At 53.4% G+C, this 13571-nt stretch carries 10 protein-coding genes and 1 tRNA gene; 9 read left to right on the forward strand and 2 right to left on the reverse strand.

The window, feature by feature from the left end:
• The first annotated feature begins 4 nt into the window (after nucleotides 1–4).
• The 7 genes from xerA (at nucleotide 5) to ACH6CV_RS15450 (ending at nucleotide 10472) form a co-directional block, all read left to right on the forward strand.
• On the forward strand, nucleotides 5–997 hold the full coding sequence (gene xerA, locus ACH6CV_RS15420) for a site-specific tyrosine recombinase/integron integrase (protein WP_456359106.1): 993 nt from the start codon (nucleotides 5–7) through the stop codon (nucleotides 995–997).
• Between the two features lie 15 nt (nucleotides 998–1012).
• A complete protein-coding gene (locus ACH6CV_RS15425; RefSeq protein ID WP_456359107.1) occupies nucleotides 1013–2194 on the forward strand; it encodes a restriction endonuclease subunit S in 1182 nt (393 codons plus the stop codon).
• A 27-nt stretch (nucleotides 2195–2221) separates the two neighbouring features.
• Nucleotides 2222–3127 carry an AbiH family protein gene (locus ACH6CV_RS15430; RefSeq protein WP_456359108.1) on the forward strand — a complete coding sequence of 302 codons (906 nt, stop codon included), beginning with the start codon at nucleotides 2222–2224 and terminating at the stop codon, nucleotides 3125–3127.
• Between the two features lie 15 nt (nucleotides 3128–3142).
• On the forward strand, nucleotides 3143–6154 hold the full coding sequence (locus ACH6CV_RS15435; protein WP_456359109.1) for a type I restriction endonuclease subunit R: 3012 nt from the start codon (nucleotides 3143–3145) through the stop codon (nucleotides 6152–6154).
• Between the two features lie 88 nt (nucleotides 6155–6242).
• Nucleotides 6243–6407 carry an MmcQ/YjbR family DNA-binding protein gene (locus tag ACH6CV_RS15440; RefSeq protein WP_456359116.1) on the forward strand — a complete coding sequence of 55 codons (165 nt, stop codon included), beginning with the start codon at nucleotides 6243–6245 and terminating at the stop codon, nucleotides 6405–6407.
• Between the two features lie 13 nt (nucleotides 6408–6420).
• Complete coding sequence (locus ACH6CV_RS15445) at nucleotides 6421–7332, forward strand: HNH endonuclease (RefSeq protein WP_456359110.1); 912 nt, start codon at nucleotides 6421–6423, stop codon at nucleotides 7330–7332.
• Nucleotides 7333–7361: 29 nt separating this feature from the next.
• The gene (locus tag ACH6CV_RS15450; RefSeq protein WP_456359111.1) at nucleotides 7362–10472 is read left to right on the forward strand and encodes a DUF3427 domain-containing protein; all 3111 of its coding nucleotides are present in this window, start codon (nucleotides 7362–7364) and stop codon (nucleotides 10470–10472) included.
• Between the two features lie 62 nt (nucleotides 10473–10534).
• Here ACH6CV_RS15450 and ACH6CV_RS15455 read toward each other — a convergent pair whose 3' ends face one another.
• Nucleotides 10535–11383 (reverse strand): nucleotidyl transferase AbiEii/AbiGii toxin family protein, encoded by an 849-nt coding sequence (locus ACH6CV_RS15455; RefSeq protein ID WP_456359112.1) that lies wholly within the window; start codon nucleotides 11381–11383, stop codon nucleotides 10535–10537.
• Complete coding sequence (locus ACH6CV_RS15460; protein ID WP_456359113.1) at nucleotides 11380–11970, reverse strand: type IV toxin-antitoxin system AbiEi family antitoxin domain-containing protein; 591 nt, start codon at nucleotides 11968–11970, stop codon at nucleotides 11380–11382. The genes ACH6CV_RS15455 and ACH6CV_RS15460 overlap by 4 nt, the downstream gene beginning before the upstream one ends.
• Before the next feature lie 149 nt (nucleotides 11971–12119).
• Here ACH6CV_RS15460 and ACH6CV_RS15465 point away from each other — a divergent pair.
• Both ACH6CV_RS15465 and ACH6CV_RS15470 read left to right on the forward strand, forming a co-directional pair.
• A tRNA-Val gene (locus ACH6CV_RS15465) sits at nucleotides 12120–12215 on the forward strand.
• Between the two features lie 87 nt (nucleotides 12216–12302).
• Complete coding sequence (locus ACH6CV_RS15470; protein ID WP_456359114.1) at nucleotides 12303–13532, forward strand: MFS transporter; 1230 nt, start codon at nucleotides 12303–12305, stop codon at nucleotides 13530–13532.
• Nucleotides 13533–13571: the final 39 nt, after the last annotated feature.

The following is a 13571-nucleotide window of genomic DNA, read 5'->3' on the forward strand; positions in this document are numbered from 1 at the left end:
ATACATGAAGGACAAGCTGATTACGGCAATACAGACAAGCATGGCGTCGATCCTTAATCCGGCGCAACAGGAGGAATTACGTCGGGTACTAACGTACCATCTCGACAATGTGGAAATCGCGGAGCGGCAAATCCCTGACCCACAGGAAAGTGGCGGGAATGGTGGACTGCTTGAAGTGTTTATAGCCGCAAAGAGAGTGGAGGGCTGCTCGGAAAGGTCTCTGAAGTATTACGACTCGACCATCCGGCAGATGACCGATAGTGTGAACAAGCCCGTGCGGGAAATCAGCACTGACGACCTACGGGTCTACCTTGCCGACTACCAGAAAGGGCGCGGGTTGAGCAAGGTCACGATTGACAATATGCGGCGCATCTTCAGCAGCTTCTTCGGATGGCTGGAGGATGAGGACTACATCCTCAAAAGCCCCGTACGTCGAATCCGTAAGATAAAGGCGGACAAGACCATCAAGGAGACGTTCTCCGACGAGGGATTGGAGCTGCTCCGCGACGCTTGCGAGGAAGTCCGCGATTTGGCGATGATTGACCTGCTTGCTTCAACGGGCATGCGTGTCGGCGAACTGGTCGGCTTGAACCGCGAGGACATCAACTTCTACGAGCGGGAATGCGTGGTGTTCGGCAAAGGTAACACAGAGCGGTTGGTCTACTTTGACGCCCGAACGAAAATCCACCTGCGCAATTACCTCGATTGCCGCACCGATAACAACCCCGCGCTCTTTGTATCGTTGTCCTTGCCACACGACCGGTTACTGATAGGCGGCGTGGAGACAAGGCTTCGGGAAGTCGGCAAACGGGCGGATATACAGAAGGTACACCCGCACAAGTTCCGCCGGACACTTGCCACGCGAGCCATCGACAAAGGAATGCCCATTGAGCAGGTACAGCGCTTGCTTGGTCATGTGAAGATCGATACGACCATGACCTACGCGATGGTCAATCAGACAAATGTGAAGAACTCGCATAGGAAATTCATCGGATAAGGAGGAAACGGCGATATGAGAAACTGGAAAGATTGCGTGTTGGCAGACCTCGGCGAGATAGTCGGAGGAGCCACGCCGTCTACAAAAAATGAAAGCTACTACGGCGGCGATATTGCTTGGATAACGCCCAAGGACTTGTCGACATTTCAGGGTCGGTTTATTCGTCGTGGGGAGCGTAATATCACGAGTGACGGCTTTAACAGTTGCTCTGCACGGCTTATGCCACCGCACAGTATCCTATTTACTTCCCGCGCCCCAATTGGCTATGTGGCGATTGCGGAGAATGAGGTCTGTACTAATCAGGGCTTCAAGAGCATTGTGCCGAACGCTGACACGGACTACCTATTTCTTTATTACCTTCTTGTCCACAACCGTGGCAGGATAGAGAATTTGGGGAGCGGCACGACTTTCAAAGAGGTTTCCGGCTCGGTCATGAAGGGCATAACCGTTTCCGTGCCGACCGACATCGAGGAACAGAAAGCCATAGCCCGTGTCCTTGGTTCGCTGGACGATAAGATTGAGAACAACACAGCGATAAACAATCATTTAGAGCAGCTGGCGCAGGTTGCATTCGAGCATCTATTGATTGAAGAATGCGCCGATGAACCAGTAGGGGTCTTGTCAGATATCGCCGATATAAATCCGTTACGTTCGTTGGGGCGTGGACAAGAAGCCGTGTACATCGAGATGGCCAATCTGCCTACCCGCAGTTCATTTCCAACGGATTGGGTAACGCGCCCGTTTTCAGGGGGGATGAAGTTCACCAACGGTGACACCATCATGGCGCGCATTACGCCTTGCCTCGAAAACGGAAAGACAGCGTATATCAACTTTCTTGAGGAAGGCACGGTGGCCTTTGGCTCAACCGAGTACATCGTCATCACATCCAAACCCGGATACTGCAACGAAATGTTTTACTTTCTAGCCCGTTATCCCAATTTCGTCAGCTATGCCGTCCGCAACATGAATGGGAGCAGTGGCAGGCAACGCGTGTCGGGAGATACCATTGGACGGTATGAGTTGCACGTTCCAAGTGCTGAAAGCGTCCACTCGTTTGCTGAGATTGCTGTGCCGATTATGGAAAGCATACGGCAAAATGCACTTGAAAGCCGTAATCTTGCTACTTTGCGAAATACTCTGCTCCCGAAGCTGATGTCCGGCGAGCTATCAGTATCCGACCTCAGCGACGCTAAATGATTGTTTACATTAAGGAGGTTATGCTAGATGAGTAGATTATTCATTGTCGGAAATGGACTTGACTTGTCACACAACCTGCCGACCAAATTCAACCCAGACTTCAAGAACATTGCAGAATATCATGAGCAGTCTCCTTATTTTTGGGATTTGTATCAATCAAGAGAAGCAAATATTTGGGCAGATTTTGAAAACTTATTAGCCCATCCCGACTTTAATTCTCTTGAAGAAATTTTCGAGGGATACCAGCCTGAATTTTTATCCGACCACGAGAGTGATAGAGACACAATTATCGCACAAGTGGATTTGAACGGGAATTTGAGGAAATCCTTATATGCTTTTGCTGAACAAGCTGAATGCCAAGTTGAAAATTCTCAACCAATTTCTACGTATACTGACTTGTTCACGAATGATGGGTTGTTCGTTAGTGTCAATTATACGCACACGCTTGAGAAAGTTTATGGAGTGCCAAAAGACAGGGTTCTGCATGTACATGGCGAGGTTGGTCTGAACAATTTAATATTGGGATATCCTGAAGGGACCTTTTCGCCAGAAAAATACAAATATGATGTGAGGCAAAAGGGTAGAGGGCCTTATAGAGAAATGGATATTCGAGAACATATAGAAAATATGGTCAAAAGCGATAGTATGGACTACTATACATATACCGCATTCGAAAGATTAATTGATAAGACAGAATCCTTTAAAAAAGTACCGCAGATACAACTTTTAGAACAATTCATTTTTGGTGCTGAAATAACGGAGATAATCGTTTTAGGGCACTCTTGCGCTATTGATTTTCCTTATTTCGATTATCTGAATAAAAGATTCACTCAAGCCAACTGGATGTTTAATGCGTTTGACAAAGATACCAGAATGAACATCGACAAACTGGCAGCTGATATAGGCATTAGGCGTTATCAAATATCGGCTTAGTAGGAGGTGTCCCTTATGGCATACACCGAAGCCAATTACGAAAACGCGGTACTTGAGGTGTTCCGCGACACGCTGGGGTACAACTATGTCTATGCTCCGGACCTGTCGCGCGATTATGCGGATCCCCTATACATGGACGAACTAATGCTCGCCCTGCGGCGCGTCAACCGGGGGCTGCCGGAAGCCGCGCTTTCCGAGGCAGTGTACAAGCTGCGCAATTTCGAGGGCGGCACGGTGCTGCAGAAGAACGTCCAGTTCATGAACTACCTGCAAAACGGCGTGTCGGTGAACTACTTCGACCGGGGCGAGCAGCGCTCGGCGCTCGTCGCCCTCGTGGACTTTGCGCGCATAGAGAACAACAGCTTTACCATTACCAACCAATGGACGATCGTTGAAAACAGCGCAAAACGCCCGGACATTATCGTGTTCCTGAACGGGCTGCCCGTGGTGGTGTTTGAGCTTAAGTCTCCTTCCCGCGAGGAAACGGACGCTTCTCAGGCGTTTTTACAGCTGCGGAACTATATGCACGAAATCCCCTCTTTATTTATCTATAACGCTTTTCTTGTGATGAGCGATTTGGCTGTCTCCAAGGCAGGAACGATCACATCGAGCGAAGATCGTTTTATGGAATGGAAAACCAAAGACGGCAGCTATGAGAATACGCAGTACGCCCAGTTCGACACCTTCATTGAGGGGATGTTCGACAAGGATCGGCTGCTCGACATCATCAAGAACTTCATCTGCTTTTCCGGCGATGCCAAGATTCTCGGCGCGTATCACCAGTACTTCGCCGTCAAAAGGGCGATCGCCTCCACCGTGCGCGCGACCGGGACGGACGGCAAGGGCGGCGTGTTCTGGCACACCCAGGGCAGCGGCAAGTCGCTCTCGATGGTGTTCTACGCGCATCTTTTGCAGGATGCCTTGCATTCCCCAACCATTGTTGTATTGACCGACCGGAACGATCTCGACAATCAGCTCTACGAACAATTCGCCAAATGCGCGGACTTTTTGCGCCAGTCGCCCCAGCAGGCGGAGAGCCGCGAAAATTTGAAGCAGCTACTAGCCGGACGGAAAGCGAACGGCATCATCTTCTCTACCGCGCAGAAATTCGAGGAGAGCGCCGAGTGTCTGTCCGACCGCCGCAACATCGTCGTCATGGCGGACGAAGCGCACCGCAGCCAGTTCATCGATGAGCGAGTGGATAGCAGAACCGGGCGCATTCAGAAATCCTTCGGGCTCATCATCCGCGAAAGCCTGCCCAACGCGACCTACATTGGGTTCACAGGCACGCCGATCTCGAGCAAAGATCGTTCGACCATCGAGGTGTTCGGCAATTACATCGATATTTACGACATGACCCAGGCCGTGGAGGACGGCGCGACGCGGCCCGTTTATTACGAGAGCCGTGTGATCCATCTGAAGCTGAACGAGGACATTCTGAGGCGCATCGACGCCGAGTACGACCTGATGGCGGAAAACGCGGAAGACTACGCCATAGAGAAGAGCAAGAAGGAACTCGGTAAGATCGACAGCATCCTCGGCGCGGATGAGACGATCACCGCGCTCTGCGAGGATATCATCAAGCACTACGAGGAAAACCGCCAGCACGAGCTCACGGGGAAGGCGATGATCGTCGCGTACTCGCGTGTCATTGCGATGCGCATCTATCGTAAAGTGCTGGATCTGCGACCCGGATGGACGGAGAAGCTCGGCGTGGTGATGACCGAGAGCAACAAGGACCCCGAGGAATGGCGCGCAATCATCGGTAACAAGCACCACCGGGACGAGATGGCCAAGCGGTTCAAGGACGACGATGATCCGCTCAAAATCGCCATCGTGGTGGACATGTGGCTGACCGGCTTCGATGTGCCGTCCCTCGCGACGATGTATGTCTACAAGCCCATGGCGGGGCACAACCTCATGCAGGCAATCGCCCGCGTCAACCGGGTTTATCAGGACAAGGAGGGAGGGCTGGTGGTCGATTACGTCGGCATCGCATCCGCGCTCAAGCAAGCGATGAACGACTATACGGGCCGCGACAAGCGCAATTACGGCGACACCGACATTGCGAAGACCGCCTTGCCGAAGTTTATCGAGAAGCTGGAGGTCTGCCGCGACCTGTTCCACGGGTTCGATTATTCCGGTTTCCTGGATGAGAAGGCCGCGGACCTCGCGCGCGCAAAGGCGATCAGCGGCGGCGTGAACTTCCTCTCGAGCGTGAAAAAGGAGAAGCAGCGCGAGGCGTTCGTCAAAGAGGCAATGTTGCTCAGGCAGGCGCTGTCCCTGTGCCGTTCCCTTCTGACGCCCGCGCAGCGCTTCGAGGCGGCGTACTTCGAGGCGGTGCGGACCTTGCTCACCCGGATCACGGGCGAGGGAAAGCCGCTGTCGCTTAAGGAGATCAACGCACGCATCAACGAGCTTCTGAAGGCGAGTATCAAGAGCGAGGGCGTCATTAACCTGTTCTCCGACGTGGATACGGGATTCTCGCTGTTCGACCCGAAGTTCCTCGAAGAAATCGCCAAGATGAAAGAGCGCAATCTGGCGGTGGAAATCCTAAAAAAACTGCTTGCCGAGCAGGTGTCCCTCTACCGCCGGACGAACCTCGTAAAATCGGAGAAGTTTTCCGATATGCTCTCCCGGGCGATGAAGGCGTATCTGAACGGCATGCTGACCAACGAGGAAGTCATCGCGGAACTGCAGGAGATGGCGAAGGACATGGCCAACGCCCACGCGGAGGGCGACGCGCTCGGGCTGTCCGACGAGGAGGTGGCGTTCTACGACGCGCTGACGCGGCCCGAGGCGGTCAAGGATTTCTATCAGAACGAAGAACTCGTGTCGATGACGCGCGAACTGACCGAGATGCTCCGCAAGAACCGCACCATCGACTGGCAGAAGAAGGAATCCGCCCGCGCCGGCATGCGGCGCATGGTGAAGAAGTTGCTCAGAAGGCACAAATACCCGCCGGAGGGCATGGAGGACGCAATCTCGACCGTTATAGGGCAATGCGAGATGTGGACGGATCATTAACGGAGGGCAATCAAAAAGTCGTTTGCGTTTATTTACGAACGAAACGGCGCGCTGTGCATCAATCTGAAATGCGATCCGCTGGAAGCCGATCTTTTCCGGCAAGTGTTTAGCGCCCGGATACCACATGAACAAAGCACACTGGAATACCATTGTGCTGGGCGGGGATGTTCCGGAGCAGGCGCTGAAACGGATGATCGGGCAGAGCTACGACCTGATAAAGCCAAAGAGGCCGCACGGTATCCACAATACGTAATGAGGTACGTACCATGAAAATCTATGTGGGCGTGACAGATGAGAATTGGTTTTATTTCCTCAAAAATCAAAACTTTGACGAAGTGAATTTTTGGCAGCCCAACAGCCTGCGCGCCTTCCGGGCACTTGGCGAAGGGGAATTGTTCCTGTTTAAGTTGCACGCGCCGCAGAACTACATTGTCGGTGGCGGTGTCTTTGTTCGGCAGGTTCTGATGCCAGTCTCCTTAACGTGGGACTCCTTCGGCGCCAAGAATGGAACTCAAAGTTATTCTGAATTTCTGGGGCGCATGAACCGCTACAGAAATGGTGCAAAGGAACCCATGGCCGATCCGCTCGTCAGTTCATTGATCCTTGCAACTCCGTTCTTTTGGGATGAAGCTGACTGGATCCCAGTTCCCCTGTCTTGGTCCGGCAGCATCGTTATGGGAAAAATATACGATACAGACACGCAAGAGGGACACCGCCTATTTGATCAGTTGACCCTTCGACTTATGGGAAACAAGCAAATCAGCACCTCTGTCAATCGGTATGGGGAACCGCAAATCATTATGCCGCGACTTGGTCAGGGCGCATTCCGCTTAATTGTCACAGATGCATACCACCGCCGGTGCGCGATTACGGGCGAAAAAACGCTGCCCGTGTTGGATGCGGCGCATATCAAGCCCTATTCGGAAAATGGCCCGCACGCTGCGAGCAATGGACTTTTGCTGCGTCAGGATTTGCACACCCTGTTTGACAGGGGGTACATAACCGTCACCAAAGACTATGTTGTCGAGGTAAGCCATCGGATCAAAGAAGACTACGGGAACGGCAAAGCGTATTACGCCCATCATGGGAAGCAGCTATCTACGCTGCCGGATCGCTTGCTGGAAAGGCCCTCGGCCGAATTTCTTTCATGGCATAACGAAAACAGATATGTTGGGTAACAAATTACGGATGCGAAAGGAAATCTGTCATGCTGCCTTACGGCCTCTACGAGCAGATTATAAACGAACTGATTCAGAGCGCGCTCAATGGGGCGCAGGATTCTCATGCCGTTACGGAAAGGCTGGACGAGGCGGAAGCCGCGCAGGTGCTGTCCCAATACGCGGAATGGGCCATTCGGCAGGCGCTGACTGAACTGGGCGAAACCGTCGGCCCCGGCGCGCAGGTAGATCTGGTCAACCGCATTATGGGGATGCTCACCGAGGATCCGCATCTGGCAGTCATCAGCCCCGCGCAAATGCTTCTCTCCCTGAAAAGCAGGATGAATACCTTGCAGCCGGCGTACCCCCGGCCGGAAACGTCCCTCGCCCGCAGCTGCCTCTTTACAGGCGCTATGGACGAGCCCAGTCTGTATGCGGAAATGAAAAAGGAAATCCTTTCTTGCGACCGGATCGACATGTTGGTATCGTTCATCAAATGGAGCGGCCTGCGCATGATTCTGGAGGACCTGCGCAGCTTCACGCAAGGCGGCGGACAGCTGCGGGTCATTACGACATCCTACATGGGCGCCACGGACATAAAGTCCGTTGCGGAGCTGCACGCCCTGCCCAATGCGCAGATCCGCATTTCCTACGATACCGCGCGCACGCGGCTGCACGCCAAGACGTATGTGTTTTACCGGAACAGCGGCTTTTCCACCGCCTATGTAGGTTCCTCCAATCTGACTTGCCCCGCCATCTCCAGCGGCCTTGAATGGAACGTCAAGCTGACAAAGCAGGATCAGCCGGAGACGTTTCGGAAGATCGGCGCCACGTTTGACAGCTACTGGAACGCGCCGGAGTTTGATCCCTACGATGCTTCTCAGGAAATGCGGCTTGCGCGGGCGCTCAAGGCGGAGCGCATGGGCAAATCCTATGCCGGCGCGCCCGGGTACTCCTTCGAGATTCGGCCTTATCCCTATCAGCAGGAGATTCTGGACGCGCTGGAAGCGGAGCGGCGCATCCGTGGGATGTACCGCAACCTCATCGTCGCCGCCACCGGCACGGGCAAGACGGTCATCTCCGCCTTGGATTACAAGCGGTTTGCCAAAGCCCATCCGGGCGATCCCTGCCGTCTTCTGTTTGTTGCGCATCGGGAAGAGATCCTCAAGCAGAGCTTGGACTGCTTTCGCGGCGTGCTCAAGGATCAAAACTTTGGCGACCTGTTTGTGGGCGGGCATCGGCCTGAGGGGCTGGATCACCTGTTTGTCTCTATCCAGATGTTCCACGCGCAGGATTTGACCAGCCGCACCACGCCAGACTTCTATGACTATATCGTCGTGGACGAATTTCACCACGCCGCCGCGCCCACCTATGATAAACTGCTTTCTTATTATCGCCCCCGCATCCTGCTGGGGCTCACCGCCACGCCGGAGCGCATGGACGGAAAGGACGTGCTGGGCTGGTTTGGCGGGCGCATTGCGGCGGAAATTCGCCTCCCAGAGGCCATTGAGCGGAAACTCCTATCCCCGTTTCAGTATTTTGGCGTGACGGACCCAGTCAACTTGGAACACGTCCGCTGGACGCGCGGTGGGTACGATCGGGAGGAACTCTCGAACCTGTACACCGTGAACCGTGCGGCGGCGGAACGGCGGGCGGACATGGTGATTCAGTCCATTCGGCGGTATGTTGCCGATCTGGAGGAAGTGAGGGGGCTGGGGTTCTGCGTCTCCGTCCGGCACGCCGCCTTTATGACCAATTGGTTTGAGCGCGCGGGCATTCCCGCCCGTTGCGTCACCGGCGAAACGCCGTCCGAAGAGCGCGAGGCCGCGCGGAATGCGCTGAAAGCCGGCACAGTCCGTTTTATCTTTACCGTGGATGTCTATAATGAGGGCGTGGACATTCCGGAGGTCAACACCATTCTCTTTTTGCGCCCTACCGAATCACTGACCATTTTCCTGCAGCAACTGGGCCGCGGGCTGCGGCTGGCTGACGGGAAAGAATGCCTGACCGTGCTGGATTTCATCGGACAGGCGAATCAGCGGTACGACTTTGCGGGCAAGCTGAAGGCGCTTCTGGGAAAAACGCAGCGGGGCATCCGGCAGGAAATTCTAAACGGGTTCCAGTCCGTGCCCAAGGGGTGCTATATTCAGCTGGAGAAAAAGGCACAGGCGTACATTTTGGAGAACATCCGCTCCGCGCTCACCGGTAGACGGGGACTGATTGACCGAATCCGCACCTTTGAGGCGGACACCGGCCTTGCACCGACCCTTGGCCATTTTTGCGGATTCTATTCCATAAGCCCCAAGGAAATCTATAAAACCGCGTCCTTTGCGCGCCTATGCGTGTTATCCGGCGTCCGCCCGGATTTTCAGGAAGCGATGGAAGAGACCATGACAAAGGCGCTTCTCCGCATGGCACGCGTGGACAGCCGGCGCTTGATCCGCTTCCTCCTGGATGTGTTGGCGCGGGCGGAGATAATTTCTGATGCGGCGCTGACGCCCGAAGAGCTGCGCATGCTGGCCATGTTCCAGTTTACCGTCTGGCAGAAGTCCTATGCGGCGTGCGGATTTGGGCAGGCGACGGATGCGCTCCGGGCCGTGAAAAAAAGCCCCGTCTTGGCCGCCGAACTGGCAGAGCTTTTGCGGCTGCGCTTTGACCGCATTGATTTTCTGGATGAATCTGCCGGTCTGGATTTTGCGTGCCCGCTGGATGTTCCCTGTACATACAGCCGCGATCAGGCACTTGTCGCGCTGGATTTTCTAAACCCGGCAACCGTGCGGGAAGGCGTGAAATACCTCCCGGAGAAGCATCTGGACGTCTTTTTTGTCACGCTGAACAAATCCGACAAAGAGTATTCCCCCTCTACCATGTACAACGATTACGCCATCAGCGACACGCTCTTTCACTGGCAGAGCCAGTCTACCACCAGCGAAGAAAGTCCCACCGGGCAGCGGTACATCCATCACCGGGAGCAAGGCGGCCGGATCCTGCTGTTCGTCCGTGAAAACAAGAAGGACGCGTACGGCTCCGCACCCTATACATTCTTGGGTGAAGCGGAGTATGTGTCCCACACCGGCAGCCGCCCCATGAACATCACCTTGCGTTTGAAAAAGCCCATCCCGGCCAAGTACCTGCGCACGGCGAATCGGCTGATCGTCTAAGTGTACAGCACCAGCGCCGCCGTGTTCAACGGGAGCGGCCTATTCGGGGCATGAATCGCAAGTCAATTCTGATGTATTGCGATTGCGGTCAACCTCTTGATTGCGCCCATTACCATCTCCCATCTGATATCGGCGGCATAATCAAATTTACGCTGATACCGGCTCCATAGCATCATCAGCCCCGCATCGGTTTCGACCTCGCTTAGAATCAAGTTAGCATCTGCGGCGACAGCCGTCGAACCTCGCTTTTTCAGGGTGGCGTCAAACGCCGAACGCAAGGTTTCCTCACTGATCGCATGCATTTGTGAATCTTCTAAGGCAAAGATGTCGTAGAAGTCCCGCATTCTCGTGTTGGCTGTACCGCGGGAGAGCAGCGTTTCCAGTTTCTCCGCAAGAATGGTTTCAAGATTATAGGCTAAGATGGATATTGTGCGATCCTCAAACATCAGTTTAAAGGAATACGCGATTTCGCTGGGTGTGATCGCATCACCCGTGGAGAAGTCAAGTTTCAACGGCGTCTGCATGGTTTCCAGCATCGCATCCATCATCACGCGAATCCCGGGATAGTCCGACTCGTCCATAATGGGTTCAATGCTCTTGATCTCAAAAGCCATGCCATCCTCAATCTCAATCGAGGCAATTTCGTCTACGATCTTGCGAATGCTTTCGGCGGACAGGTCCACCCCTTTGACCGTGGTGTCCACATCCATAGTCGAGCGGTTGTCCAAGCCTACCATTGCAGCCACCAAAGTACCGCCTTTGAGAATCAGGTTGTTCCGATAGCGCGATCGAGAGAGGCGTTCCAGAAACCGCTCCATCACATAGGTGCGAATGATCATTTGCGCCTTGGCACTGTTGCCTTTGGACAGGTTCCGGACCAACGCCTTGAGTTGTCTTGGCGTGTGAATCATAGTAACACCTCCAAATACTGCCTCACGAATTTCTCGACCCTGAATTCCTTGGCGTAGCGGAGGAGGAGCGGAATATTCTTTTTTTGCCGCCGGATATACCCTTTGACCGCTGCCTGCAGGTCTTGAACGTCGATTCCGCTGCGGCTGCGAAATAAATCGCAAATTGTTCGTTCCGCGTTATAGGTTTTCAGCGGATGCCCGGATGGAGAGACGGCGTCAACAACACCTTCCCCCAAAAGACGTTCTTGCACGCGGTAAACCTTCACACCGTCCTTCCGCAGCCCCGTCGCATTCGCGCCCGCTTTTAGAGTGACGGAAAACACGATTGGTTCGCGTTCAGCAAGGCCCAGCAGGTACAGGGCGGTCTCATGGGAGAATACGGAAGCGGGATACCTGAATTGCAGAACATACATCCCATCATCCCATGCGTCGCCTGACCTATACAGGCCATGTGCGACGCGTTCCAGCCCGTTCTTGCGCACATATTCTCCTAAATATTCTCTCGAGATTCCCGCTGCGACAACATCTGACGTTTTCAAAAAGCCGTTGTTGTCGTGTAGAAGCGAATCTAAAATTTCGCGCTTCATCAAAAATCACCTGACTTTCGCGCCCATATTATATTCTAATGGGGCGTGAATGTCAAGAATAATTTGCACTGCGGTTCAACCGTCCATACTGCTTCCCGGAAAATCGATTAAAACTTGCGGGGATAATTATTTATAATATGTAAAAATCCGGCTCCTTTATTGTATTTTGATAAAACCTACCACCTGCGGAGAGCACATCGTTCACATCGATGGGGTCACTGGTTCGAGTCCAGTACAGACCACCAACCCGCTGGAAAGCGGGTCTTTTTTTACACATCATACGGAGTTTGCAGAAGAAGCGCGCAAGCAATCTGACTGGAGGAACCATACAGATGAAGAGGTATCTCACCGATTATTTCGGGCATATCTTTAAACCCGGTGCAAAGTACGGCCACTTCCTGATGACCTTGCTGCTGTCCGGCATTGCCTACGGGCTGTATCGCGGCGTGCAGGACAATTATCTCGCGCAAATTGTACATATTTCCGAATTTGAACGCGGAATTGTCGAGTTTTTCCGAGAAATTCCGGGACTGCTCGTCGTCCTGATTCTCGCCGCGATGCACCGCATGTCCGCGAGCAAGATTTTCAAGATTGGAACGGCGATCATGCTTGCCGGCATGGTGGGGCTTACAGTGGCTGCAACGGGCAAGTTTGTGGTCGTTTTGTTCATGGTCGTATTTAGCCTTGGCGAGCACATGATTATGCCCGTCAAAAGCACCCTCACCATGGATCTGGCAAAAAAAGAAAGCGGGGGCATGGCGCTTGGCATCTCGGGCTCGATCAACCAGTTAGGCAGCATTGCCGGCCTCATCATCGTCACGGGACTTTTTGCGTTTTTTTCGCGTTTTGTGAGTGAATATCATGCTGTGATGCCTTTCAAGATCATCCTTGCCGTTTCGGCTGCATTTATGGTTGGCGCTGTTCTGATCTCACTATCGCTACAAGAATCCAACCAAAATCCCGTTCACAAGCGATTCTATTTCGCGAAAAAGTTTTCGACATTCTATATGCTGGAGATTTTCTATGGCGCGCGAAAGCAGGTTTTTCTGACCTTTGCACCCTACGCACTGATATTGCATTATGGTGCGGATACATCTCTGATCGCAATGCTGCTTGCCATTTGCGCGGTTTGCGGTGCGATAGCAAGTCCGCTTATTGGGAAACTCATTGACAAACTCGGATACAAAACAATCATGATATCTGACACCTTGATTCTCGTTATCGTCTGTTTCTTTTACGGCTTCGCTCATCGGATATTCCCTGCCCACATCGCGTTTGTTGTCGTGTGCGTAAACTATGTCCTCGATTCCATCATCTCTCTGGCGAGTATGGCGAGCAATGTCTATGTTCGCGACATCGCGGACAGCCCGGAGGAAGTGGTCGCGACCTTGTCCACAGGGGTGTCCGTCAATCATGTGATCAGCATCTTTATCGCGCTTATCGGCGGTTGGATTTGGGCGAATGTAGGCATTGAAGTGCTGTTCTCGCTTTCCGCGGTGCTTGGTATTGCGAACTCGATATATGCGGCGACGATAAAACCCATTCGCACACACTCCCCATAAGGTATAAAACACATCGTTCACATCGATGGGGTCACTGGT

The sequence above is a fragment of the Anaerozeibacter quisquiliarum genome (assembly GCF_051162045.1).
Lineage (GTDB): Bacteria > Bacillota > Clostridia > Christensenellales > Aristaeellaceae > Anaerozeibacter > Anaerozeibacter quisquiliarum.

Bases quoted from the DNA above. Each gene is read 5' to 3' on its own strand.
- xerA (WP_456359106.1), top strand. From the start codon at position 5: ATGAAGGACAAGCTGATTACGGCAATACAGACAAGCATGGCGTCGATC.
- ACH6CV_RS15425 (WP_456359107.1), top strand. From the start codon at position 1,013: ATGAGAAACTGGAAAGATTGCGTGTTGGCAGACCTCGGCGAGATAGTC.
- ACH6CV_RS15430 (WP_456359108.1), top strand. From the start codon at position 2,222: ATGAGTAGATTATTCATTGTCGGAAATGGACTTGACTTGTCACACAAC.
- ACH6CV_RS15435 (WP_456359109.1), top strand. From the start codon at position 3,143: ATGGCATACACCGAAGCCAATTACGAAAACGCGGTACTTGAGGTGTTC.
- ACH6CV_RS15445 (WP_456359110.1), top strand. From the start codon at position 6,421: ATGAAAATCTATGTGGGCGTGACAGATGAGAATTGGTTTTATTTCCTC.
- ACH6CV_RS15450 (WP_456359111.1), top strand. From the start codon at position 7,362: ATGCTGCCTTACGGCCTCTACGAGCAGATTATAAACGAACTGATTCAG.
- ACH6CV_RS15455 (WP_456359112.1), bottom strand. From the start codon at position 11,383: ATGATTCACACGCCAAGACAACTCAAGGCGTTGGTCCGGAACCTGTCC.
- ACH6CV_RS15460 (WP_456359113.1), bottom strand. From the start codon at position 11,970: ATGAAGCGCGAAATTTTAGATTCGCTTCTACACGACAACAACGGCTTT.
- ACH6CV_RS15470 (WP_456359114.1), top strand. From the start codon at position 12,303: ATGAAGAGGTATCTCACCGATTATTTCGGGCATATCTTTAAACCCGGT.